This is a genomic window from Desulfurivibrio modestus (assembly GCF_044068625.1).
GTDB lineage: Bacteria > Desulfobacterota > Desulfobulbia > Desulfobulbales > Desulfurivibrionaceae > Desulfurivibrio.
On sequence record NZ_JBIPKH010000004.1, the window covers coordinates 144,882 to 167,958 of the forward strand.

Here is a 23,077-nt window from a genome sequence, read left to right on the forward strand (position 1 = left end):
ATTCAGGCGCTGCGGTCGATCACCGTGCCTCCCAATTGGCGAATCCGGTCGTCGATGGCGGCCAGGGCCCGCTCCAGGGTCTGGTGGGAAATTTCCGGCAACCCGCCGCCCCAGATCTTCTCCGCCTCTTTGAATCCCCGCAGGACCCCCTCCCGGCCGGCCCGCAGCATCTCCAGGTTGTCGCCGGCTCCCTTGAGGACGAACTCGGCCAGCCGGGTCGAGGTCTGGTTGATTCCCCAGTAGCCATCTTCGGCCACCAGCGCCTGGGCCTCCCCGGGGGAAAGCTCCAGGATCGAGCGGCCCTGGTGGCTGAATTGGTCCGGATCGATCCCGTGTTCCGCCAGCATATCGGCCAGGCGAGAAGCCACCGCCGCCTGGGTTCCCGTTTGGGAAGCGCCGGCCTGGCGCACCTCCAGACGAAATTCCAGCGCTTTGGTGGTAAGCGAGAACAGCTCAGTGCCGCCGGCAACAGTCCCCGACCCCTTACCCGTACTCTGGGTGGAGCGGGACCAGTTGATGTTTTGTTCGTAATAACGGACCATAAGGCTATGGGCCTGGGTGTTGGCGCTGAGCATGGTGACCTCCTCCCGTGCCGACAGGCGGCCCGGAATATGGAATTATGATGATAAAGTCTGGATTAATCACTCTATCGGCAGCCGCCGGGCCGTAGATAAGAAAAATCGCCGCCGCTTGATCTTTGGGCGGCCAACTGTTACCTTACCCGGCTTTGGGAGTTCGGCTTTTTAACCAGTGCCAGGGATCAGGGTCGCAAAATGATGCCGTCGGAAAAAAAATTCCCCCAAGGGATGGAACCGCTGGGGCCTGAAGGTTTCTGTTTTACCTGCAACCCCCAGATCCCCTGTTTCACCCGCTGCTGCCGTAAGCTGGAGCTGGTGCTCTATCCTTACGATATCCTGCGCTTAAAGCAGCGGCTTAAGATCACCTCCGAGGAGTTTCTGGAGCGCTACACCGGGGTGGTTCAGGGCCAGAATCCCTTTTTCCCCTCGGTGATTCTGCGGATGCTGCCCAACCCCGAATACACCTGTCCCTTCCTTGATCCCGCCGCCGGTTGCACCGTCTATCCCGACCGCCCCTCGGCCTGCCGGACCTACCCCCTGGAACGGGCGGTGGATCGGCGTCCGGAGGTCGGCCGGGCCAAGGAGTTCTACTTTCTGGTCCGCCACGATTATTGCCTGGGCCACGACCAGGGCCGGCAATGGTCGGTCAAGGAGTGGCTGGCCGATCAGCAGCTGCTGCCATACAACGCCATGGCCGATCGCTGGGCCGAAATGGACACCCTCTTTGCCTCCAACCCCTGGCGGGGGGAGGGGGCGGCCGGTCCCCGGCAACTGTTGGCCTTCATGATCTGTTACAATGTTGACCGCTTCCGTGATTACGTTCGTGATCACGATCTCTTGCGGCGCGCCGGCCTGGATAAGGCCCGCCGCCGGGCCATCGCCCTTGATGACGAGGCCCTGCTCGCGTTTGGCCTCGACTGGCTGCAAAATCTGCTCAGCAGCCGTTGAACAAAAAAAATTCAAGGTTGCTCCCGTAAAACCGATAAGATAGTCAAGAACACCTTTGCGGGTGCCTTGTCCCTATCTTTAGGTTTTTTGTTAAACGGGAGAGTCTTATGTCTGTCGGCAGCATTTCCACCTTGGGAGTCGGCTCCGGTTTGGAGCTGCAAAGCATCCTGGATGATCTGCGCGGCGTGGATGAACGCCAGCGGTTGGCGCCGCTGGAGAACAACATCACCCGCCTGGAGTCCCAGCTGGAAGCTTTTTCCGTGCTCCAGAACAAGCTGCTGGACATGCGCGGTTATGCCCGCAACCTCTCCCTGGAAACCACCTATCTCGCGCGCACTGTCAGCAGTTCGGCGGAAAACGTGTTGACCGCGGCGGTCGGCGACGGGGCGGGAATCCAGACCAATACCATCGAGGTGGAGCGGCTGGCCACCCGCAGCTCCTGGCAGTCGGAGGGGTTCGCCAGCCGGGACGCCCTGCTGGAATTCGAGCCCGACCTCCCGCCGAAGTTTGAATATCAATTCGGGGCGGGGGAGTCGCAGGTTACCGTCTCCCTGGAACTGGAAGAGGGAACCACCCTGGCCCAGCTGGCCGACCGGATCAACAGCCAGGACAATCCCGGGGTAACCGCTTCCATCGTCGACACCGGGGTTCCCGGCAGCCCCTATCGCCTGGTGCTGCGCGCCAATGAGGTGGGCGAGAACAGCCGGATCGCCATCGGCGCCGAATCCGGAGTTACCAATCTGGGGTTCAGCGAGCAGCAGGGGGCCGATGGCGCTTCGCTCAACGCCCAGCTCAGTATCGACGGGATTGTCTATCAACGCCAGAGCAACACCATTGAAGATATCTTCCCCGGGGTCAGCCTCACCCTGCAGAATCCCGGCACCTCCACCCTCAGCGTGGCCGATAGAACCGATGATCTCCGGGAGCTGGTGGTGGGTCTGGTGGGGGCGTATAACGAGGTGGTCCAGTTGGTGGCCGACCAGGTCCGCTATGACGAGGAGAGCGGTCAGCCCGGAGTTCTGGCTCGCACCACGGTCCAGGGCCTGCGTTACGAGCTGCAGGACCTGATGACCTCGATGATGCAGGGGGATGAATCCGGCAAGGTCGGCAGCCTGTTCGATCTGGGCATGGAGTTCCAGCGGGACGGCAGCATCACCCTGGACACTCTGGCCCTTGACCGGATGCTGGCCGAGGAGGGGGAGGCGGTCCGGGCCTTCTTTCTGGGGGATGAGCAGCGGCAGGCCCCCGGTTTCGCCGATCGCCTCCATGAGCGGCTGGGCGGCATCGCCAGCTGGGGCGGGATGCTGGATGTCGAGAAAAATACCGCCCAGGACAGGGTTCGGGACCTGGAGGATCGCCTGGCCTCGGAGCAGGAGCGCCTGGATCGTCGTTACGCCGTCCTCACCCGGCAGTTTGTCGATCTTGATCGCTACATGAGCCAGATGACCAATATGTCCAGCTATCTGGAGTCGCAGTTTGACAGCCTGAGCAGTCTGTTGGCACCCAAGAAAAAGTAGCAGTTAACTGAATAATCAATCAGCAGGGGAGAAGAAGCCATGCTTGCACGCAACCGGGTTAATGCCTATCGCCAAAGTGAAATCAGCGCCGCCGTCCACCCGGTGAAGCTGATCCACATGATGTATGAGCGGGTATTGACCCATCTCAGTTACGCCGAGGAGGCCATTGTCGAGCAGAGCCCCCGCAAGCGCGGCGAAAACCTGAGCAAGGCGATCGCTTTGATCTCCGAACTCAACGCGGCGATCAACCCCAAGGACCAGTCCGAGGCCGCCGCTTTTCTGCGCGGTCTTTATGGGGCGATCATGGTGGAGCTGCCCAAGGTGGCGGTGAGCGAGGATGCCGAAATCTTGCGGCAGGCGGCCCGCTACATCAGTGAGTTGAAGAAGGTTTGGGAAGAGACCGCCATGCGGGAAAATGGCCTGATCAATCGGGGGGCCGAGGCGATGAAACCTTCACAGGAGGCGGCCAAGGCCGCTCCGGTGTCGGTTTCGATCTGAACCAGCGGGAGATTTGCCGATGAACCATGGCACCGTAAAAAAAGCACTGCCCGCCGAGGTGGAGTTGGGGGCGGTGATCGACCGCTACGCGGCCATGCAGGAGGAGCACCTGGCCGCCCTGGGCCGGGGAACCCTGCAGGGGGTGATGCAGTGGCAGGTCGAGCGAGAGCGGGCCTTCAACGCCCTGCGCAAAGGCCTGGATGCCCTGGGTGATCTAGGTTCCCTGGCTGATCGTTCGTTGGCTCTGCGGTTGAGTGAGCGCATCGGAGCTCTTTTGGCCACGGAGAACCGTTTGCAAAAAATGGTAAGAGATGGGCGCAAAAGTATCAGGGAGCAGCAGATCGCCTTGCGCAAGGGGCGTAAGGTGGTGGGCCGCTTGCGGGCCCAGCCCGAGGCCGGGGCCGCCCCAAGATTTGTCAGCAGTATGGCCTAGTGCCGGTAGTCGTGGTGGCGAGGTACTGTCAGCAGATTTGCTGAAGGTTATGATGAGGAGGAGAAGTCATGGACGTCAATTTGCACAATGAGGTCAAAAGTCATGTTCTGCCGGCCGCCACGGCGGTGGAGCGGGAAGAGAAGAATCGACCTCCGGTTACCCCCGTGGCCGACAGCGGCTCCGCCGCCCGGAGCAAGGCCGATGATCGCTCCCGTTTCGACCAGAAGGCGGCGGAACAGCAGCGCAAGGTCTCTCCGGACGAGGCCGAGGAGATCGCCAAGGAGATGCAGAGTCGCCTGGACTCCATCGGCAATACCCGGCTGCTCTTTGCTCTGCACCGGGATCCGGAGGCGGTGGTGGTTCAGATCACCGATCGGCAAAGCGGTGATGTCATCAGGCAGTTCCCCGCCGAGGAGAGTCTGGCCCTGCGCCAGAAGCTGAACGAGCTGGTCGGAATGTTGTTCGACGGTAAGGCGTAATCGTCCGGTTCCGTTCCAAACAGCTCTCATTTTCTCAATTCTAACCTTCTCCTGTTTGGCGAACATGCCGTCCTTTCCCCCGTGGGCCGTGGGCCGTGGGGGAAAGCTTGGCTTGCGCCTGCCCAATCTTGTTTTCTTATCTTTTTGTTTTTAGGTTACAGTCTCTATTTGCCCCCCCCGCTTGGCCCTCTCCGTGTTTTTCCCTTGACAAGTTTCCGGACCTTTCGTATAGGTAGGCGTTATCGAAAAAAAAATGAACCCTCGTTCAATTTTTTTGGCGCGCTTTGCGTTTCCTTACTTATCTGTTCAATCCAACAACGAACAAAGGAGAAAAGGTATGTCTAATCTGGTAGCCCCCCATGGCGGTAAAGGTCTGGTTTGTTGCAAGCTGCATGGCAGCGAACTGGTTGCTGAGCAGGAAAAGGCCAAGGGCCTGAAGAAAGTCGCCATCAGCGCCCGGGCCAAGGGCGACCTGATCATGATGGGTATCGGCGGCTTCAGCCCGCTGGACGGTTTCATGACCAAGGCCGACTGGAAGGGCGTTTGTGAGAACTTCACCATGGCCGACGGCACTTTCTGGCCCCTGCCGATCACCCTGGACGTTGCCAAGGCCGATGCCGACGGGATCAAAGTTGGTGACGAGATCGCCCTGGAGCGGGATGGGGTTATCTACGCTACCATGAAGGTCACCGAGAAGTACGAGCTGAGCGAGAACGATAAGAAGTGGGAGTGTGAGAAGGTTTTCAAGGGCAACGGCGAAGAGTCCGCCGATGACAAGTTCTGGAAGATCGCCATGGAAGACCATCCCGGCGTGCAGATGGTAATGGCCCAGAAGGAAGTGAACCTGGCCGGCCCGGTCAAGGTGCTTTCCGAAGGCGAGTATCCCGAGCAGTACAAGGGAGTTTACCTGACCCCGGCCGAGACCCGCGCCATGTTTGACGAGCGGGGCTGGAAAGAGGTTGCCGCTCTCCAGCTGCGCAACCCCATGCATCGCTCCCACGAGTTCCTGGCCAAGATCGCCATCGAGGTTTGCGACGGCGTGCTGATCCACTCCCTGATCGGCAACCTCAAACCCGGCGATATCCCCGCCAATGTCCGGGTCAAGGCCATCGACTGCCTGGTTGAGAACTACTTCGTTAAAGATAACGTCATCCAGGCCGGTTACCCCCTGGATATGCGTTATGCCGGTCCCCGCGAGGCCCTGCTCCATGCCACCTTCCGTCAGAACTACGGGGTCAGCCGGATGATCATCGGCCGCGACCATGCCGGGGTTGGCGACTTCTACGGCCTGTTCGAGGCCCAGGAGATTTTCGAGAGCATCCCGCAGCCGGCCGACGATGCCAAGCGGCTGCTCTGCACCCCGTTGAAGATCGACTGGACCTTCTACTGCCACAAGTGTGACGGCATGGCCTCCCTGCGCACCTGCCCCCACGGCAAGGAAGACCGGGTAATCCTCTCCGGTACCAAGCTGCGCAAGGCCCTTTCCGAGGGTGCTGAAATTGTCGATCACTTCGGCCGTGACGAGGTGCTTGTTATTCTGAAAGAGTACTATCAGGGTCTGACCGAGAAGGTTGAGGTCAAGATGCAGGGTGCCGCTTCCGGTTCCAAGATGTAATTGCTGTTGCTGCCCCTCCGGAAGGTTGAGGGGGTATTTCTGGCAAGCAATTATCTTTGCCGGTAGAATACAAGGGGTGGGAAGGTGCGAATCGCGTACCTTTCCACCCCTTTTTTGTAAGGCGTGAATTTGGCTGGTGAGCACAACCGGGGAGCAGATGGAATGAAGAGACAAGCGATTATGGTAGCAGCGGAACGGCGGGTGCTGGTGGGGTTGGGGGCGCGGGCCTATGAGATTGTGATCCGCCAGGGGCTGCTGGCCGGGGTGGGTAAGGATCTGGCCGAGCTGAAGGTCGGACGTCGCTATGCAGTGATAGCCGATGACCGAGTGGCCGCTCTCTTTGGCCGGCAGTTGTTGGCCGGTCTGGCGGCCGCCGGGGTCCGGGCCGAGCTGATCACCTTTCCCCATGGCGAGGCCGCCAAAAACATGGCCACGGTGGCTGAGTTGGCCGGGCGGCTGGCTCGGTTGGGGCTGGATCGCGGCGATGCCTTGATCGCCTTGGGTGGCGGTGTAACCGGTGATATCTGCGGATTTCTCGCCTCAATTTACATGCGGGGGATCCCTTTTGTGCAGGTCCCAACCTCTCTGCTGGCCCAGGTGGACAGCTCGGTGGGCGGCAAGACCGGGGTCGATATTCCGGAGGGGAAAAATCTGCTTGGCACCTTCTACCAGCCCCGCCGGGTTTATATCGATCCCGAGGTTTTGACGGTCCTGCCGGAGGAGGAGATGCTCAACGGCCTGGCCGAAGTGATCAAGTATGGCGTGATTTACGACGCGGAACTCTTCCGGGAACTGGCGGAGCAACGGGCGGCGGTCATGGCCCGTGATCTTGGGGTGCTGGCGGCCATCATCGAGCGTTGTTGCCAGATCAAGGCGGCGGTGGTGGCGGCCGACGAACGGGAGGCCGATCTGCGCCGCATTCTGAATTTCGGCCACACTCTGGGGCATGCGGTGGAAGCCGCTTCCGGCTATACCCTGGCCCACGGTTTGGCCGTGGCCATCGGCATGGCCACCGTGGGCGAGATCGCCGTGGAGCAGGGGTTGTGGAGCAGAGAGGATGCCGATGCCCTGCGGGGCTTGCTTCAAGCCTATGGGTTGCCGGTGCTTGTGCCGGCGGGGCTTGATCGCCTGGCAATTAAAAACTACCTCAAAACCGACAAGAAAACGGTGGCCGGCCGCCCCTTCTTTGTGCTGCCCACCGCCATCGGCCAGGTGATAATCACCGACCAGGTGGAGGAGGCGCTGATCGACCGGGTTCTGGGTTGATCGCTCAACCGGCGCAGCGGAACCCGATAATGTTTGACCAGGTGGCGGCCCGCTCAATCTCCCGGTGACCAAGGGTGATAACCCCCCGGGAACACCAGCAGCCCCCCTTGAGCACCATGATGGCCGCCGGGGTGGCTTTCGCCCCCTGGTATGGGGTGGTGGTCCACTCATAGACATTGCCCAGCAGCTCCAGGACTCCGAAGGGGCTGGCCGCTTCCCGGCCATGTTCCGCCGCCGGCGCAGTGTCGCCCAGACGGGATGATTCGAAGTTGCCCCGTTTCTCGCCCCACTCCGGGCCCCAGGGAAAGGGATGACCCTTCGGGCCCCGTCCCGCCGCTTCCCACTCCTCTTCGCTGGGCAGCCTTCGGCCGGCCCAGGCGGCAAAGGCCAGGGCGTCGTGGTAGCTTACCTGTAACACCGGATGCCGATGCCGTCCCGCCAGGTTGCTGTCGGGCCCGTGGGGGCGGCGCCAGCAGGCCCCCGGTATTTGTTGGGAAGTAACCCCTTGATTGATGGTGATAATTGCCCGGCCACTGTCCGGATCGCTGGTGGTAACCCAGCGGCCTTCGTAGACCAGGCCGTAGCCGGCCTTTTCGGCGCTGCTTTCGTAGCCGGTTGCCCGCACAAAGAGTTCAAACAGCTCGTTGGTCACCGGGGTTTCCGCCAGTTGAAAGGCCGGCAGGGTCACTTGCCGCCGGGGAGCGGTATTGCCCGAGGCCCCGGGGATCCGATCGGCGCCGACGGAGTAGGTCCCGCCCGGGATCTCGATGAACCGAGGCATCAGGTGTTCGATGATCCGGCCGGCAAGCTCTCCGGCCGGGGATGGTCCCGGCCCGGCTGAGCCTGCGCTTTCTCCAAGGCCCCCGGGTTCCCCGACCTCGAAAATCTCCTCCAGGAGCTCTTCGTCGATCTCCTCCAGCTCCTCCTCGGCAACCTCCTCAATCTCCTCTTGCTCCTGGAGAGCGATTTCGGTGATTGGGGTCAGTTCGCCGGCGCCTTCCTGGCCGCCGGGCTCGCCGATTTCGCCGATCTCCTCCAGGAGCTCTTCGTCGACCTCCTCCAGTTCCTCCTCGTCAACCTCCTCGATCTCCTCCCCATCGACCGCCGCCAACCCTTCCTCGGCAAACGTGGGGGGCGAACCCAGAGGTTCCGCCGGGAGGCCGGTCTCGGTGGCGCCGCCGAAGCCGCCCAGCAGCCGGCCGGCATTCAGCTCTCCAACGATATCCTGGATCTCCTCCATCCCGTGCTCTCGCACCACCTGGGCCAAAAGCTGTTTGAAACCGCGGAAGAGTTCGCGCAGGTCGCCAGGAGAGGCCCCGCCCAACTCCATCTCCCGCAGCAGGTCATCCTTGCGTTCTTCGGAGATGATGAAGGTGTTGCCCTTGCCGATCACCACCCCCTCGGGATTCTCCTGCCCGGAGAGCTCGCGCAGGCTCTTGTTGAGGGCCGATTTAAGGCTGCTCAGGCCTTTGCGCTTGCTCTTGATCTCGGCCGGAGTGGTGACATCGTACACCTGGCGTACCAACTCTTCGCCATCGATGGCAGTCAGTTGCCGCAGGGTGGTCTCGTCGGCGAAACGGGAGCGGATGGCCAGGGCCAGGCGCCCTTTAAGGGTGTCCGGATTGAGGTTGAGAGCCGCCAGGGCCCGGTCGATGCCGGCGATGGTGATTAAGTTGGCCATAATCAGGGATAAGCCTCGAAAGTCGTTTCCTTCAACTATTTTTTATCCTATCATGCCTGGGCACGGTGGCGAAGCCAGGTTGTCCAACCCTCAACATATTGGCAACGGAGCGGAAAGTCCATGGCGGCAAGGGGATTCCCATGAGTAAAGTGCTGGTGGTTGTCGAGTCGGAACAGAAGGCCCGTACCATTCGGGCCCAAATGGGTGAGCAGTTTGTGCCGGTGGTGATCGCATCCCCGCCGGCCAGGGCTCTCTACCAGCCGCCCGCGGCTCCCGACCGCCGGGACCCCCTCAACTTTTCCTTCCAGCCTTTACCGGTCACCGCCAACCTTCTGGCCCAAATAGATGGTTCCCCCGCCGATACGGAAATTCTGTTGGCATTCGATAGTGATCGCCGGGGTGAATACTGGTCTTGGCTCCTCAATGGCTGTTTGATCCAGACCACCGCCGGGCGGCGGCGGGTTCACCGCCTGCGGCTGGCTGGTCTGGCCGCCGAGCAGATCAGGCTGGCTCTGCGCCAGACCGATCTGGTTGCCGAAGAGGCTGCCCTGGCCCAGATAGTGCGCGATACTTTCAACGAATGCTTTGTCCGCCACTGCCGGCGTCTGCTCGGCACCACCACTGGCCCCAGGGGTTTGCCGCTGACCATGACCTCTCTGCTGCCGCTTTTTTTGCTCCAGGAGAGGGCGGCGGAGCTTAAGAGCAACCGGTCGGCTCCCCGCACTGAAATCAAGGTGAGGGCCGCCGGGCCGGGAGGTGAGTTTGACCTCCGTCTGGTGGAGGTTTACGGCCTGGTCAGCGACGGGGTTTTCCGGGACGGGGGGCAGGTCCGACGGGCGCTGGAACTGTTGCGTGATCAGCCCCTGCGGGTGCAGGCGGTCAAAAGCACTCCGACTGAGATCAAGCCTCCGCTTCCCTTGCAGTTGGCGGAGCTGTTGGCCATGGCCCGGCGTCTTGATAGCCTATCGCCTCGGCGGGCCTTTCTGGCCCTGCGGAGCCTTTATGAGGGGTGCCGGGTCGGGGGGGAAGAGCGCGGGCTGGTGAGCGGTTGGGGATTATGGGGCGGCAGAGAGTCGCACTCCTCGTTGCTGCAAAACTCGCGGCGCCGGGCCCAGGAACTGTGGGGGGAAGCCGCCCTCGGGCCGGAGCGGGATGCCACTGGTGCAGGTGGGCTGCTTTTGCCCCTGCGGCCGGAACTGACCCCGGAGATGGTCGGTTCCGAATTGGGTGAGGAGCGGGCGGCAATCTACCGCCTGATCCATCAGCGAGCCCTGGCGTCCCAACTGGGACCGGCCCGGTGCCAGGAGCTTGAGTTGGAGGTGATGGCCGGATCCGCTTGTCTGCTCCAGACCACCGGCCTGGCGCTGGCGACTCCCGGCTTTCTGGCGGCGGAACCCGACGGGGTCCGGCGGGAGCTGTTGCCGCCCTCTCCCCTGGCCGAGTTAAGTGAGGGCGCCGAGCTTGTCCTGCGGCGGATTGTGCCGGAACAGGCGGTCCCGGATGGTGCCGGCTATTTTACTTTGGAGGAGCTGGCCCAACAACTGCTTGATTTCTCCGTGGAGCCCGACGCGGGCTTGCCGATGCTGCTGGACTCTCTGCTGGCCGGGGAGTATCTCTCTCTGGCGGCCGATGGCTCCCTGCGCTGTCGGGAGAACAGTGACCGGTTGCTGGCGGTGCTGGCCCGGGCGTTTCCAACCATGGGCGGGATCAGCCTGGCCGCCTATTTTGAACAGACCGTGGGGGAGGTGCTTTCCGGGCGGAAAAGTTTGCGGGCGGCATTGCAGCAGTTTGATCAGACCTTGATGATCCAGGGGCATCCCCTGGTAAAACCCCGGATGCCTTCCTTGCCGCCCCGGCGCAGTGGCTCCTCCGGCTCCATTATCAAAGGAGGGGCGGCGGTGGTGGCCGAGGAGGCGGCTCCTCCGCCAGTTGTGCCCTTGGAACAGGAGCAACCTTCGCCGGCGGATGGGGGGAGGGAGGAGCCCGCTTGGGAACCCGAACTTGCCCCCGAGCCCGAGCCCGAGCCCGAACCCGAACCCGAGCCCGAGCCCGAACCCGAACCCGAGCCCGAACCCGAACCCGAGCCCGAACCCGAACCCGAACCCGAACCCGAACCGGAACCCGAACCTGAACCGGAGGCCGAGTCGGAACCCGAGCTCGAATCGGAACCGAATCCGGCGGTCGGGCTTGAGGCTGTGGCGGCACCGCGCAAAAAAATTCTGGTTCGCCGGGTCAAGGGTGCCGGCCAGGGCGGCGCCAAGCGCAAACTGGTCCGGGTTATCCGCCGCAAATAAGATTACAGCCAGTCAACTCCGATGCGGCGGATAACGTTGAACCCCCCGCCCAGCACCAGGGTGTTCGGCAGACCGACGCTCTCCAGGAAGAGCTGGATCTCGGAGGAGCGGGTGCCGGCGTCGCAGATAATCAGCAGGGTGCGGTCGGCGGGCAGCTCCCGGTGGCGTTCCCGGATCTCGATATAGGGAATGGTCAGCCACTGGTCAGGGCCGAACTTTTCCGCCATCGCCGAGGCCTCGTTGGGATGGCGGATATCCAGGGCCGCCCATTGCGGCTGGGTGGAGAAATCGTTCATCCAGTTGAGAAAATCGAGGGTCTCCACGCAGCGCAGCCGGCCGGCCGCCAGGTTGTCGGCCACGTTGCCGGCGGCGTTCAGGGCATCCAGGGCGGTGGCGAAGGGCGGGGCATAAGCCATCTCCAGCTGGCTGACATCGTCGATGGTGGCACCCTGCTGCAGCAAAGCGGCGGCGGCGTCGATCCGGGCCAGCACCGCGTCCCCCATGGGGCCGAAACCCTGGACCCCCAGCAGGCGGCGGCTGGAGCGGTCGAAAACCAACCGCAGGGGGATCACCGCCTGGCCGGGGAAAAAATGGGCTCGATCGGACTGGGCGGTGGTGACGGCGGCGGCATTAAAACCTTCCGCCAGGGCGGCCTCCAGGGAGAGACCGGTGGCCCCGATGCAGCGTTCGAAGGCCTTGAGGGTGAAGCTGCCGACCCAGCCCTGGTAGTTGGTGGGAATCCCGGCCAGATTGTCGGCCACGATTCGCCCCTCCTTGTTGGCCAGAGAGCCCATGGGGGCGATCCCGCTCTTGCCGGTGAGGCGATGGGGAACCGCGATGCAGTCGCCGGCCGCGTAGATATCGGGGTCGGACGTTTGCAGCCGCTGGTTTACCACGATATTGCCCCGCTCATCCACCAGCAGGCCCGCCGCCTTTGCCAGGTCGCCGCGGGCCCGGACCCCCACCGCCATCACCACCAGGTCGGCCTCCAGGGTCCGCTGGGGGGTGACCACCCGCTTGACCTTCCCGCCCTCGCCTTCGATGGCGGTGGCCGCTTCGCTGGTGAAAATATTAACTCCCTTCTCGGTCAGGTGGGTTGCCAGCATCCGGGAGAACTCCCAGTCCACCAGGCGAGGCAGCAGTTGGGGCATGAACTCGAGAATATCGGCTTCCAGGCCCCAGAGATCGACAAAGGCCTCGGCCATTTCAATCCCGATGGCGCCGCCGCCGATGATCACCGCCCGGCCCACTTCGCCCTTGGCGATCCGCTCCTTGATCCTGATCGCCTGATGGAGGTCGCTGATGGTGAACACTCCATCCAGATCGGCCCCGGGGATCGGCAGCCGGTTGGGCTCGCTGCCGGTGGCGATCACCAGCTGATCGTAGGGAATCTCCTCCCGGCCGCTCCCATCCAGGCCCTCCACCTCGACCTTCTTTTGGCGGCGGTCGATGGCCAGGGCCCGGGTCCGGGTTCGCACCGTTACCCCTTTGGCCCGCAGGAAGAAGTTCTCATCCCGGGTCAGGTGAAAGGAGGTACTGCGCAGTTCCTGCTCATCGGAAACATCGCCGGAAACATAGTAGGGAATGCCGCAGCCGCCATAGGAGATCAGGTTGTCCTGGTCGATTATGGTTACCTCGGCGGCGGGCAGCAGGCGCTTGACCCGGCAGGCGGTTTTGGGCCCGGCGGCAACCCCGCCGATAATCACGATTTTTTTCTTCATTTCGGCTCCTTCTCGATATTGATGGAAAGCCACAACATATCGTGGAAAGAACGGTCTGTCAAAGAGTGTGAAAAGGTGAAGGTAGCCGGGCTTATTTTTTATTGACAAAGCCCGACCGGCTGGATATTGTCCTCGGAATCTGAATAACCATTCAGGTTTAGTGTCGTTTTGCCACCCTTCGTGATTTTCGCCGGCTCGTTGAGGATTCCTGACGCAATCCATGCGGTTTAGGTCCGAAGGGTATGGGGTTTTGTTTCCGTTCAATCCATATTCAACCAAGGAGGAGAAGAAATGCCGAAGCATGATACGCCGTTGATGGACGAGCTTGAGAAGGGTCCATGGCCAAGCTTTGTCAGCGACCTGAAGCGCCAGGCCGAGAAGAATCCCCAGTGCTGGGATATCGTCGGCCAGATGGAGTTGTCCTTCAAGGACAGAATGACCCACTGGAAACACGGCGGTATCGTGGGTGTTTTCGGCTACGGCGGTGGTATCGTCGGCCGCTACTCGGACGTGCCGGATAAGTTCCCCGGCGTGGCCCACTTCCACACCGTCCGCCTCAACCAACCCTCCAGTAAGTTCTACCGCACCGATCTGCTGCGCAAACTTTGCGATCTCTGGGAGCGCCGCGGTTCGGGGATGACCAACTTCCACGGTTCCACCGGCGATCTGGTTCTGCTGGGTACCCGGACCGAGGAGCTGGAGCCCCTCTTTTACGAGCTGACCCATGATCTCGAGTGGGACTTGGGTGGTTCCGGTTCCAACCTGCGGACCCCGGCCTGCTGCATCGGCAAGGCCCGCTGCGAGTGGGCCTGCTATGACACCCAGGCCACCTGCTACGGGATGACCATGAAGTACCAGGACGAGATCCATCGTCCCGCCTTCCCCTATAAGTTCAAATTCAAATTCTCCGGTTGCGCCAACGACTGCGTGGCGGCCCTGGCCCGTTCCGACCTTTCCGCCATCGGTACCTGGCGTGACAACATCCGGATTGACCAGGCCGAGGTTAAAAACTATCTCAGCGGCGCCTCCAAGGCCAACGGCGGCGGCATCCCCGCCAAGGGCGGCAAGTTCGACATCCAGAAGGAAGTGATCGACCTCTGCCCCACCGGCTGCATGTGGATGGAAGGCGACACCCTGAAGATCGACGACGCCGAGTGCACCCGCTGCATGCACTGCCTCAACGTTATGCCCAAGGCCCTGCGGCCCGGCCTGGATCAGGGCGCTTCCATCATGATGGGCGCCAAGGCCCCCATCCTCGATGGCGCCCAGCTCGGCACCCTGGTCGTGCCCTTCATCAAGATGGATCCGGAGAACGAGTTCGAAGAGCTGGTGGACGTGATCGAGAAGTGCTGGGATTACTGGATGGAGCACGGCAAGAACCGCGAGCGTCTCGGCGAGACCATCCAGCGGGTCGGTCTGCCCACCTTCCTGCGGGTAATGGAGATTGAGCCCATTCCCCAGCATGTCAAGGAGCCCCGTTCCAACCCCTACGTCTTCTGGCGCGAGGAGGAGGTTGAGGGTGGCTGGCAGCGTGACGTCAAGGAATTCCGCAAGAAGCACGCCCAATGATCCTGACTGGCATTGAGATAACGAGCGAAACATTGCTATAAATTTTTAGAATCTTTAAGGAGGTATCAGATATGGGTTACGATCCGCAAAATCCGATGAAAGACAGGATCACGGATATCGGTCCGCCACACTATGAAAAGATGTTCCCCCAGGTGATCAAGGACAACTACGGCAAGTGGTTGTACCATGAGATCGTTCGCCCCGGCGTGCTCAAGCATGTCAGCGAGACCGGCGCCGAGTGCTACACCGTTCGGGTGGGCAGCGCCCGCCTGCTTTCCCTTGAGTTTATCCGTGAGGTTTGTGACATCGCCGACGCCCATTGTGACGGGGTGATGCGCTGGACCACCCGGAACAACATCGAGTTCATGGTTGACGCCGAAGCCAAGGTTCAGCCCCTGCTGGACGACCTGGCCAGCCGTGGCAACAAGTTCCCGGTGGGCGGCACCGGCGCCTGCGTTTCCAACGTGGTTCATACCCAGGGCTGGATCCACTGCCATACTCCGGCCACCGACGCTTCCGGCGTGGTCAAGGCGGTGATGGACGAGCTGTTCGATCACTTCACCAACATGGATCTGCCGGCCAAGTGCAAGCTGGCCCTGGCCTGCTGTCTCAATATGTGCGGCGCGGTCCATTGCTCCGACATCGCCATCCTGGGCGTGCATCGCAAGCCGCCGATGATCGATCATGACGCGATCACCGGCCTCTGCGAACTGCCCCTGGCCGTTGCCTCCTGCCCCCTGGGCGCCATCAAGCCGGCCACCGTTACCCTGGACGACGGGAAAGAGATCAAGTCGGTCAAGGTTAACGCCGAGCGCTGCATGTTCTGCGGCAACTGCTACACCATGTGCCCGGCCATGCCGTTGGCCGATCCCGAAGGTTCCGGTATCGCCATCCTGGTGGGCGGCAAGGTTTCCAACACCCGTTCCGGTCCCGCCTTCTCCAAGATGGTGATCCCCTTCCTGCCCAACACTCCGCCCCGCTGGCCGGAGACCGTTGCGGCCGTGAAGAATATCCTGGAGACCTGGGCGGCCAATGCTCGCAAGTACGAGCGGGTTGGCGAATGGGCCGAGCGGATCGGTTGGGAGAAGTTCTTTGAAAAATGTGACATCCCCTTTACTGACAAATCCATCGACGATTACCGGTTGGCTTATACAACCTGGCGGACCACCACTCAGTTCAAGTTCACCAGCCACATAAAATAATTCCGGGATAAAGGAGAACTCTTATGGCTTTAAGTAACGATGAACTGAAAGAGAAAATTCTGGAAAAGTCGCTGAAAAGTCCCAAGGGTCAGCTTTATGTAAAGGACTTTTACGCCTGTGATCCCGAGGCCAAGCCCCGGGCGGTGAAAAACGCGGCCAATGACCTGGTGAAGGAGGGCAAGATGGTTTTCTGGTCCTCCGGTAGTACCACCATGTACGCGCACAAAGATCGGGCCAAGGAAGGCGATAAGTAGTAGAACGTCGTCAGCCTTATCTCTAAACCGGGCCAGCGTTTGCTGGCCCGGTTTTTTTGTTATGCCTTGAAACGTAGAACAAAGAACCAAGGGGAATTAAATTGTCCAACCAGTTGTTAAAAGAGATTGCCAGGCGGCGGACTTTTGGCATTATCAGCCATCCCGACGCCGGCAAGACCACCCTGACCGAGAAATTACTGCTTTTTGGCGGAGCGATTCAGTTGGCGGGTTCCGTCAAGGCCCGCAAGGCCTCCAGTCATGCCTTAAGCGATTGGATGGCCATTGAGAAAGAGCGGGGTATTTCGGTGACCTCCTCGGTGATGCAGTTTGATTACCGGGATTACACCGTCAACCTGCTGGACACTCCCGGCCATCAGGATTTTTCCGAGGATACCTATCGGGTACTGACCGCGGTTGACAGTGCTTTAATGGTGATCGATCACGCCAAAGGGGTGGAGCCCCAAACCGAGAAGCTGATGGAGGTCTGCCGGATGCGTAATACGCCGGTGATCACCTTTATCAACAAGCTGGATCGGGAGGGAATGGATCCCCTGGAGATTCTGGCCCAGATCGAGGATAAACTGCAGATTGAGTGCGTGCCGCTATCCTGGCCCATCGGGATGGGTAAGCAGTTCAAGGGGGTTTACAACATCTACCGGGGCACTCTCCATCTCTTCAGTCCGGGGCGCGATACCCAGCCGGACCAAGAAGGGGTGACGATCAAGGATTTGGCCGATCCCCGGCTGGATGAGCTGCTGGGGTCGGCGGCCGACAAGCTGCGGCTGGATCTGGAACTGCTGGCCGGCGCGGCCAACCCCTACGATCATCAGGAATTCCTCAAGGCCAGTCAAACCCCGGTTTTCTTTGGCAGCGCCATCAATAACTTCGGGGTCCAGGAGCTGTTGGACGCCTTTGTCGAGTTGGCCCCCGCCCCCGGATGCCGGCCGGCGGCTCCGCGTTCTGTCTGCCCGGAAGAGGAGGATTTCTCCGGTTTCACCTTTAAGATTCAGGCCAACATGAATCCGGCCCACCGGGACCGGATCGCCTTTTTTCGGATCTGTTCCGGGCGCTTCACTCGGGGGATGAAGGTGCGCCATATGCGGCTGGGCAAGGAGGTGGTCTTGAGCAACGCCACCATCTTCATGGCCCAGGACCGAACCAATGTCGAGGAGGCCTGGCCCGGCGACATTATCGGCATTCACAACCACGGCACCATCAAGATCGGTGATACCTTCACCACCGCCAAGGAGGATGTCCGGTTCAGCGGAGTGCCCAATTTCGCCCCGGAACATTTCCGCCGGGTGATCCTCAAGACTCCCCTCAAGGGCAAGCAGTTGAGCAAGGGGTTGGTTCAGTTGGCGGAGGAGGGGGCTATTCAGGTGTTTCGCCCCCTGCAGGGCCCCGATTTTATTCTGGGGGCGGTGGGGGTGTTGCAGTTTGAGGTAACGGTGGCCAGGCTGCGGGCGGAGTACGGGGTTGATGCCCTCTATGAGCCGGTACCCTTCGGGGCCGCGCGCTGGATCGCCTGTGACGACCGGCGCAAGCTGGAGGAGTTTAAGGCCAGAAACCAGGCCAACCTGGCCCTGGACGCCGAAGAGCACCTGGCCTTTCTCAGCGAAAGCCCCTGGATGCTCTCCCGGACCATGGAGCTCTATCCCCAGATCACCTTCCTCAAAACCCGCGAGCACGGTTAGCGAGGACCCAGACGCACCAGCGATCGCGGGAGTTGCGCTCGAGAAAACGGAGCTGGCTGCCGGGCACGGCCGCCAGCAGTTTCTCCTCCATGGGAGAGATAAAACCGGCCAGGATATGGAACCGGGCCTGCCAGAAGGCCTCCCGGGCGAATAGCTCGGCCATCAGGCCCTGGTAGAGATTGGCGATCACCAGGTCGAAACCGTCGGTGTCCGGGCACTTCTGCCGCAGGTCGGCCTGCCGGATCGTAACCAGTTTTTCGACCCCATTACGCGCGCAGTTGGCTTGGGCCACCTTGCAGGCCAGGGGGTTGTGATCGATCCCCACCACCCGCTCCACTCCCCGCCGGGCCGCGGCGATGGCCAGCAAGCCGGTGCCGCAGCCCAGGTCAAGGGCCGATGCGATGTTACTCTCCGGGGCGGCCAGGTATTTAAGCAGCATCTCCAGACAGAGCCGGGTGCTGGGGTGAAAGCCGCTGCCGAAGATCACGCTGGGATCGAGTTTGATCTCCGCCTGTTGCGCCGCCCAGACGGGGGCCACGGTCAAGCCGGCCACCGTGAAGGGGGCGATCTCTCGGCCCGCCTCCCACTCGTCGTAGGTCAGGTCGGCCTGGTAGATCAGGCCGGCCCCGGTCCGGCGGCAGAGTTCCTCGATCAGCCGCTCCTTGGGCCGGTGGAAAAAGAGGACCGCACTCTCATCTTCCAGCCAAACTCCGATCAGATCAGGATCATCAAGCTCCGGCAGTTCGGGCAGGTCGAGATGATAGGTGTAGAGCCGGTCGTAAGCGGTATAAGGCGGTTGCAGCATTTTATTCCTCAGGGTTGGAATTGGAGTTTTACCGTGGCGCAGGGGGTGTCATCCGCGGTCGGGTCCCGCCGGAGGGAGGGGGGCGGGGTAAGCAGGCGGTTGGCGGCGGAGGGCGGTGGCGAAGGCGCGCTGCCATTTTCCACGCCCAGGGCCACGGCCAGCCGGCGACGCACCACCTGCTGGCGGGCGGCGGCCAGCTCGAGCAACTCCCTTTCCCCGATCGTAACGTTTTCCGGGCGCAAGCCGGCGAGCTGTTGAGCGGTGACCGTGATCTCACCGCCGGCCGCCATCTCCCGGGCCAGGGTGGTCACCGCCTGGCGCCGCTGTTCGGTGATCAGTTTCTGCTCTCTGAGTCGCAAGGCCTCCTGGTCGCAGGCAAAACCGGCCCAGCCCGTTATTTCCACCCGGAGCAGAGGGTAATCGCCCAGGGCGGCCGCCAGCAGGTCCAGCCCCCGCCCGGCCTCCCGGCTCAACTCGGCGCTGCCGGGGGTAAAATCGATCTGTTTTACCAGGTGGGGATGGTTGGCGGCCAGCAAGGTCTGGGGGTTGCTGGCCGCCTGTTGCCGCATTTGGTCCAGAGCGGCGGCCAGCTCACGCAGGTAGGGGGAGTTTTGGTGGTTGCTCTCAATCTTCAGGGGCAGGTGAAGCTTGAGGTTGCCGTTCCGATCGGTGAGCAGGGCCTGCAGCAGTTGCCAGCTTCCCGTTGCACGAGGACTTGCCGGTTGTTGCCCCAGGCGCAGCTCCCCGATCTCCAGCCATTGGTCGATCTTCAGTTCTCTTGCCGAATCCCGGAGAAAGTGGGCCCGCATGGTCAGGACGCCACCGTCGATCTCCTGGGCCAGCAGGGGGTGCAGGTAGGCGGCGAAAGCGATCAGCGGCAACCCTTGGAGGGAGAGTTGGAGATCTGTGGGGGCGACCGGATCTGCCGAACCCAGGGCCAGCAGGCCTTGCAGGCCGATGGCGGCCCCCCCCGGCCCGGCGGCCTGGAGGGAGATCTCCAGGGTGGTCGGTCGCCCCTTTTTCGGGCCAAGCTGCCAGCCGCCGCTGATCTCCCGTGCCTCTTCCTGAAAAACTCCACGCCTTGCCCCCGGTTGAGAGGGAAGGGAAAAGCCCTGGTCGGTGTAGATCAAGCGGCCGTTGCCGATGGTCAGCTCCCCGGGCAACAGTCGATCGCCGCTGGTGGTTGCCAACCAGGGCAAATTATAGTTGCCTGCTTCATCGCGCGCCAGATGGAGAAAAGGTTGTTCCAAGTGCAACTCCTTGAAAAGCTGGCCGGAGCGAAACAGGGCGGTGGGACGGAGGCTGACCCGCAGGGTGCGAAAGGAGAGCAGGGGGTCCACCCGGTCATGGGGGTCGGAGAGTCGGGGGCCGACAATGCCGTTGTGCAGGGTCAGAACCATGGTCAACGGTCGCCACTCCGCCCGGGCAATGGTCACGGAGCGGCCCGAATTTTTACTCCAGTAATCGGCCAGCAGGCGGGGCAGGAAAAGGGAGACGAAAAGCTGGGACAACAGCAGGTAGCCAACCAGCAGGCCGATTCCCGCCAGCACGGTCGGCCAGGGTCGCAGGGGAAGAGCATACTTGGCGCGGCGCCTGGGTCCACCGGATTTCAGGCTCGGCGATCTTCCCTGCTCATCCGGGCTGGAATCGCCTCTAAGGGGAGGGGTTGCGGGTTGTTCCTTTGCTGCCTCCGGTTCCGGCTGGGTGGGGGGAAGATCCCCTTCGGCAATGGGGATGGCCCCGATATCGAAGGGGGAGTGGGGCCGGCTGGGATCAATAATTTTATCGTTCATAATCCGGGAAGAGAGAAGCGCCGAACAGGCTCGCGTGCTATAGTGCGCAGCCGTTCTCCTTGCTGAAAATGCCACCCAGGGGATCGCGGCTGGTCGAGTCTGGTATCTTACCCAGCTTGCTGGCCCCTGGCAACAGGGGAAAAACCGGAGATAATTTATGGGGTATTTACGGGAGTTGGAAATATTTTTCCGGGGTGGGCTGGCCCTGGTGCTGATCCCTCTGCTCACCGGCCTGATCAGCCTGATCGCCCTGCTGCTGGTTTTCCTGGCCGGCTGGTCCGGGGAACGCCTGCAATTTCTGCCCCGCTGGTGGGGCCGGCTGATCTGCCGACTGGTTGGGGTTAGGGTGGAGATCGACGGTCTGGAACGGCTGGATCGGAGCCGGCCCTATATTTTCGCGGCCAATCACCAGAGCCAGTTTGATATCTTTGTGGTTCAAGGCCATCTCGGTTTTGACTTTCGCTGGCTGGCCAAGAAGGAACTCTTCGCGATTCCGGTGTTTGGCGCGGCAATGCGGCGGGCGGGCTATATTCCGGTGGATCGCAGCCATGGCCGCCGGGCTCTGGCCAGCCTCAACGAAGCGGCCGAGCGGATCGCCGCCGGGACTTCGGTGATCATCTTCCCCGAGGGCACCCGCAGTCCCGATGGCAGGTTGCAATCCTTCAAGGCCGGGGCCATGGTCCTGGCCATCAAGGCCGGAGTGGAGGTGGTGCCCATGGCGATCTCCGGCACCCATGAGATTATGCCCAAGGGCCGCCTGCTGGCCCGGCCCGGCCTGGTAACCATCCGGCTGGGAGAGCCCATCGACATAAGCGCCTATAACCTGAAGCAGAAGCAGGAGCTGGCCGAACTGCTGGAGAGCCGGGTGCGGGCACTGTTAGCGGTCCCATGAGAGGGTGCGCTCCCCGCTGTCCAGGGTGGCCATGGCCCCCAGGGGCAGGGTCAGGTTCCGTCGGCCGTGACCGGCGGGAAAGTTGGCCCAGATGGGAATATTGGCCCCGGCGGTGAGCTCCAGGGCGCGCTGCCAGACCTCTTCAACAGCTCCACAATCCGCGAATTCCCCCAGGATGATGGCCGCCACCCGCTCCAGCCAACCGGCCAGGGCCAGATGGGTCAGGGCCCGATCCAGGCGGTAAGGGGCCTCCCCCACATCTTCCAGCAGCAAAATCGCTCCATCCAGCAAGGGCTCCCAACCGCTGCCCGGCAGGTGACTCAGGCAGGTGAGGTTGCCGCCGATCAACGGGCCCCGGGCTCGGCCAAAGCGTAAAATCTCCAGACCGGCGGGCCGGACGATTGCCGGCCAGTTGCCGCCCAGGGCCTGGAAGAAGTTGTGCAGCGTATCCCGGTCACTGGTCACCAGGGTGTTGAGCATGGGGCCATGCAGGGTGATGAGATCGGTGCGGCGTTGGAAGGCGGTGTGAAGTATGGTAAGATCGGAAAAACCGATCAGCAACTTGCGCTGCTCGGCCAGCAGCTCCCAGTCCAGCAGGTTGAGCAGGCGCAGGCAGCCGTAACCACCCCGCAGGGCCAGCAGGGCCTTGACCTCGGGGTCGCGCCAGAGATCGTGCAGCTCGGCGACCCGCTCCCGGTCATCTCCGGCCAGGTAACCCCGGCGGCGTTCGGTCAGGCCGGTTTGCAGGCGGGTTTTAAAGCCCGCCTCGCGCAGCAGGCCCAGGCCCGCCGCGGCGTTTTGGCCGCCGTCATTGACCGGACCAGCCGGGGCGAAGATTCCGATGGTGTCCCCCGGCTTGAGGGGGGGCGGGAGGAGGCGCCGTTCAATGGTTGCGTTCATAAATCAGCCGCAGACCATTGAGGGTGAGCAGGGGATCGACCTCTTCGATCACCGGGGCGTAGGGGGCGATCAGCTCGGCCATGCCGCCGGTGGCGATCACTTTGGGTTTTTCCGGCGCCATCTGGGCCTGGATTCGCCGCACCAGGCCCTCGATCATGCCGGCGTAACCGTAGAGGATGCCGGCGCGGATCGCCTCCACGGTATTGCGGCCGATGGGTTGCCGGGGCGGGGTGGCGATATCCACCCGGGGCAGTTTGGCGGTCCGCTGGTTCAAGGCGTCCAGCGAGATGGCCACGCCGGGGGTGATGGTGCCGCCCAGGTATTCCCCGGCCGCGGAAACGCAATCCAGGGTGATGGCGGTGCCGAAATCAACGATAATCAGGGGGCAATGGTAGAGCTGATAGGCTGCGGCCGCGTTGACCAGCCGATCGGCCCCCACTTCGGCCGGATGATCGGTGGCCACCCGGATGCCGCTCTCCAGTTGGTTGTCGACCACCATGGGCTTGATCCCCACCTCCAGTCCCAGATACTTGCCGGTAAAGGAGCTCCAGGTGGTGGCCATGGGCGGCACCACACTGGCGATGATCACCCCGCTGACCTGGCCCAGGGTGGCGTTTTCCATGGCGAACAGTACGTGGAGCCGGGCGGCCAGTTCATCCACCGTGACTCCCCGGTTGGTGCCCAGGCGCCACTGGCAGCGGAGACGGGGGCCGTCGAAGAGGCCGATGACGGTGTGGGAGTTGCCCACGTCGATGGCGAGCAGCATGGAGGCTCTCCTTGCCTTGCGGGTTGGATTGATTGTTGCGGTTAGTAAGGCTTACGACTGTAACAGATGAAAAAGCCGCTTGTCCAGCATGTCGCTGCGGCGGATAATTATGGTCGACGTCGCCAAAAGCCGCGACGACGACGGGAAACGCTTTGTAACTTGTTGTTTCGGC

20 protein-coding genes are annotated in these 23,077 nt (G+C 62.1%); 13 read left to right on the forward strand and 7 right to left on the reverse strand.

Annotation, left to right across the window (positions count from 1 at the left end):
• Positions 1 to 2: 2 nt before the first annotated feature.
• A complete protein-coding gene (locus ACHHRT_RS04450; protein WP_395498107.1) occupies positions 3 to 575 on the reverse strand; it encodes a hypothetical protein in 573 nt (190 codons plus the stop codon).
• Between the two features lie 231 nt (positions 576 to 806).
• On the opposite strand from ACHHRT_RS04450, the gene ACHHRT_RS04455 reads away from it, so the two are divergent.
• The 7 genes from ACHHRT_RS04455 (at position 807) to aroB (ending at position 7,334) form a co-directional block, all read left to right on the forward strand.
• Positions 807 to 1,526 carry a YkgJ family cysteine cluster protein gene (locus tag ACHHRT_RS04455; protein WP_395498109.1) on the forward strand — a complete coding sequence of 240 codons (720 nt, stop codon included), beginning with the start codon at positions 807 to 809 and terminating at the stop codon, positions 1,524 to 1,526.
• Between the two features lie 107 nt (positions 1,527 to 1,633).
• Entirely contained in the window at positions 1,634 to 3,043 is a 1,410-nt protein-coding gene (gene fliD, locus ACHHRT_RS04460; RefSeq protein ID WP_395498111.1) for a flagellar filament capping protein FliD, read from the forward strand.
• Between the two features lie 39 nt (positions 3,044 to 3,082).
• Entirely contained in the window at positions 3,083 to 3,541 is a 459-nt protein-coding gene (gene fliS, locus ACHHRT_RS04465) for a flagellar export chaperone FliS (protein WP_395498113.1), read from the forward strand.
• A gap of 19 nt (positions 3,542 to 3,560) precedes the next feature.
• Positions 3,561 to 3,974, forward strand: a complete 414-nt coding sequence (locus ACHHRT_RS04470; RefSeq protein ID WP_395498115.1) for a hypothetical protein — start codon at positions 3,561 to 3,563, stop codon at positions 3,972 to 3,974.
• A 68-nt stretch (positions 3,975 to 4,042) separates the two neighbouring features.
• A complete protein-coding gene (locus ACHHRT_RS04475) occupies positions 4,043 to 4,453 on the forward strand; it encodes a flagellar protein FlaG (RefSeq protein WP_395498117.1) in 411 nt (136 codons plus the stop codon).
• 337 nt (positions 4,454 to 4,790) lie between these two features.
• Complete coding sequence (gene sat / locus ACHHRT_RS04480; RefSeq protein ID WP_395498119.1) at positions 4,791 to 6,068, forward strand: sulfate adenylyltransferase; 1,278 nt, start codon at positions 4,791 to 4,793, stop codon at positions 6,066 to 6,068.
• A 162-nt stretch (positions 6,069 to 6,230) separates the two neighbouring features.
• A complete protein-coding gene (aroB, locus tag ACHHRT_RS04485) occupies positions 6,231 to 7,334 on the forward strand; it encodes a 3-dehydroquinate synthase (RefSeq protein WP_395498121.1) in 1,104 nt (367 codons plus the stop codon).
• Positions 7,335 to 7,338: 4 nt separating this feature from the next.
• Here aroB and ACHHRT_RS04490 read toward each other — a convergent pair whose 3' ends face one another.
• Positions 7,339 to 9,015 (reverse strand): formylglycine-generating enzyme family protein, encoded by a 1,677-nt coding sequence (locus ACHHRT_RS04490; RefSeq protein WP_395498123.1) that lies wholly within the window; start codon positions 9,013 to 9,015, stop codon positions 7,339 to 7,341.
• A 140-nt stretch (positions 9,016 to 9,155) separates the two neighbouring features.
• On the opposite strand from ACHHRT_RS04490, the gene ACHHRT_RS04495 reads away from it, so the two are divergent.
• Positions 9,156 to 11,309: a hypothetical protein gene (locus tag ACHHRT_RS04495; RefSeq protein ID WP_395498125.1), complete on the forward strand. Its 2,154-nt coding sequence runs from the start codon at positions 9,156 to 9,158 to the stop codon at positions 11,307 to 11,309.
• 2 nt (positions 11,310 to 11,311) lie between these two features.
• On the opposite strand, the gene ACHHRT_RS04500 is transcribed toward ACHHRT_RS04495, so the two are convergent.
• Positions 11,312 to 13,030, reverse strand: a complete 1,719-nt coding sequence (locus tag ACHHRT_RS04500; protein WP_395498127.1) for an FAD-dependent oxidoreductase — start codon at positions 13,028 to 13,030, stop codon at positions 11,312 to 11,314.
• A gap of 291 nt (positions 13,031 to 13,321) precedes the next feature.
• On the opposite strand from ACHHRT_RS04500, the gene dsrA reads away from it, so the two are divergent.
• The 4 genes from dsrA (at position 13,322) to ACHHRT_RS04520 (ending at position 17,749) form a co-directional block, all read left to right on the forward strand.
• The gene (dsrA, locus tag ACHHRT_RS04505; RefSeq protein ID WP_395498129.1) at positions 13,322 to 14,599 is read left to right on the forward strand and encodes a dissimilatory-type sulfite reductase subunit alpha; all 1,278 of its coding nucleotides are present in this window, start codon (positions 13,322 to 13,324) and stop codon (positions 14,597 to 14,599) included.
• 71 nt (positions 14,600 to 14,670) lie between these two features.
• Positions 14,671 to 15,801 carry a dissimilatory-type sulfite reductase subunit beta gene (gene dsrB / locus ACHHRT_RS04510; protein ID WP_395498131.1) on the forward strand — a complete coding sequence of 377 codons (1,131 nt, stop codon included), beginning with the start codon at positions 14,671 to 14,673 and terminating at the stop codon, positions 15,799 to 15,801.
• A 23-nt stretch (positions 15,802 to 15,824) separates the two neighbouring features.
• Entirely contained in the window at positions 15,825 to 16,055 is a 231-nt protein-coding gene (locus ACHHRT_RS04515; RefSeq protein WP_395498133.1) for a dissimilatory sulfite reductase D family protein, read from the forward strand.
• Between the two features lie 101 nt (positions 16,056 to 16,156).
• Positions 16,157 to 17,749: a peptide chain release factor 3 gene (locus ACHHRT_RS04520; RefSeq protein ID WP_395498135.1), complete on the forward strand. Its 1,593-nt coding sequence runs from the start codon at positions 16,157 to 16,159 to the stop codon at positions 17,747 to 17,749.
• Here the strand turns inward: ACHHRT_RS04520 and ACHHRT_RS04525 are convergent.
• Together ACHHRT_RS04525 and ACHHRT_RS04530 are read right to left on the reverse strand one after the other, a co-directional pair.
• Positions 17,727 to 18,554, reverse strand: coding sequence for a 50S ribosomal protein L11 methyltransferase (locus ACHHRT_RS04525; protein WP_395498137.1), 828 nt, complete (start codon positions 18,552 to 18,554; stop codon positions 17,727 to 17,729). The genes ACHHRT_RS04520 and ACHHRT_RS04525 overlap by 23 nt on opposite strands.
• Positions 18,555 to 18,562: 8 nt before the next feature.
• Complete coding sequence (locus ACHHRT_RS04530; protein ID WP_395498139.1) at positions 18,563 to 20,347, reverse strand: DUF748 domain-containing protein; 1,785 nt, start codon at positions 20,345 to 20,347, stop codon at positions 18,563 to 18,565.
• A 157-nt stretch (positions 20,348 to 20,504) separates the two neighbouring features.
• On the opposite strand from ACHHRT_RS04530, the gene ACHHRT_RS04535 reads away from it, so the two are divergent.
• Positions 20,505 to 21,239: a lysophospholipid acyltransferase family protein gene (locus ACHHRT_RS04535; protein WP_395498141.1), complete on the forward strand. Its 735-nt coding sequence runs from the start codon at positions 20,505 to 20,507 to the stop codon at positions 21,237 to 21,239.
• Here ACHHRT_RS04535 and ACHHRT_RS04540 read toward each other — a convergent pair.
• Both ACHHRT_RS04540 and ACHHRT_RS04545 read right to left on the reverse strand, forming a co-directional pair.
• Positions 21,225 to 22,139: a S66 peptidase family protein gene (locus ACHHRT_RS04540; RefSeq protein WP_395498143.1), complete on the reverse strand. Its 915-nt coding sequence runs from the start codon at positions 22,137 to 22,139 to the stop codon at positions 21,225 to 21,227. The genes ACHHRT_RS04535 and ACHHRT_RS04540 overlap by 15 nt on opposite strands.
• Complete coding sequence (locus ACHHRT_RS04545; RefSeq protein WP_395498145.1) at positions 22,123 to 22,905, reverse strand: type III pantothenate kinase; 783 nt, start codon at positions 22,903 to 22,905, stop codon at positions 22,123 to 22,125. Before ACHHRT_RS04545 ends, ACHHRT_RS04540 begins: the two co-directional genes overlap by 17 nt.
• Between the last annotated feature and the right edge of the window lie 172 nt (positions 22,906 to 23,077).

Bases quoted from the DNA above. Each gene is read 5' to 3' on its own strand.
- sat (WP_395498119.1), top strand. From the start codon at position 4,791: ATGTCTAATCTGGTAGCCCCCCATGGCGGTAAAGGTCTGGTTTGTTGC.
- ACHHRT_RS04490 (WP_395498123.1), bottom strand. From the start codon at position 9,015: ATGGCCAACTTAATCACCATCGCCGGCATCGACCGGGCCCTGGCGGCT.
- ACHHRT_RS04475 (WP_395498117.1), top strand. From the start codon at position 4,043: ATGGACGTCAATTTGCACAATGAGGTCAAAAGTCATGTTCTGCCGGCC.
- ACHHRT_RS04540 (WP_395498143.1), bottom strand. From the start codon at position 22,139: ATGAACGCAACCATTGAACGGCGCCTCCTCCCGCCCCCCCTCAAGCCG.
- fliD (WP_395498111.1), top strand. From the start codon at position 1,634: ATGTCTGTCGGCAGCATTTCCACCTTGGGAGTCGGCTCCGGTTTGGAG.
- aroB (WP_395498121.1), top strand. From the start codon at position 6,231: ATGAAGAGACAAGCGATTATGGTAGCAGCGGAACGGCGGGTGCTGGTG.
- ACHHRT_RS04455 (WP_395498109.1), top strand. From the start codon at position 807: ATGGAACCGCTGGGGCCTGAAGGTTTCTGTTTTACCTGCAACCCCCAG.
- ACHHRT_RS04450 (WP_395498107.1), bottom strand. From the start codon at position 575: ATGCTCAGCGCCAACACCCAGGCCCATAGCCTTATGGTCCGTTATTAC.
- ACHHRT_RS04470 (WP_395498115.1), top strand. From the start codon at position 3,561: ATGAACCATGGCACCGTAAAAAAAGCACTGCCCGCCGAGGTGGAGTTG.
- ACHHRT_RS04500 (WP_395498127.1), bottom strand. From the start codon at position 13,030: ATGAAGAAAAAAATCGTGATTATCGGCGGGGTTGCCGCCGGGCCCAAA.
- dsrB (WP_395498131.1), top strand. From the start codon at position 14,671: ATGGGTTACGATCCGCAAAATCCGATGAAAGACAGGATCACGGATATC.
- ACHHRT_RS04535 (WP_395498141.1), top strand. From the start codon at position 20,505: ATGGGGTATTTACGGGAGTTGGAAATATTTTTCCGGGGTGGGCTGGCC.
- ACHHRT_RS04525 (WP_395498137.1), bottom strand. From the start codon at position 18,554: ATGCTGCAACCGCCTTATACCGCTTACGACCGGCTCTACACCTATCAT.
- ACHHRT_RS04545 (WP_395498145.1), bottom strand. From the start codon at position 22,905: ATGCTGCTCGCCATCGACGTGGGCAACTCCCACACCGTCATCGGCCTC.
- fliS (WP_395498113.1), top strand. From the start codon at position 3,083: ATGCTTGCACGCAACCGGGTTAATGCCTATCGCCAAAGTGAAATCAGC.
- ACHHRT_RS04515 (WP_395498133.1), top strand. From the start codon at position 15,825: ATGGCTTTAAGTAACGATGAACTGAAAGAGAAAATTCTGGAAAAGTCG.
- ACHHRT_RS04530 (WP_395498139.1), bottom strand. From the start codon at position 20,347: ATGAACGATAAAATTATTGATCCCAGCCGGCCCCACTCCCCCTTCGAT.
- dsrA (WP_395498129.1), top strand. From the start codon at position 13,322: ATGCCGAAGCATGATACGCCGTTGATGGACGAGCTTGAGAAGGGTCCA.
- ACHHRT_RS04495 (WP_395498125.1), top strand. From the start codon at position 9,156: ATGAGTAAAGTGCTGGTGGTTGTCGAGTCGGAACAGAAGGCCCGTACC.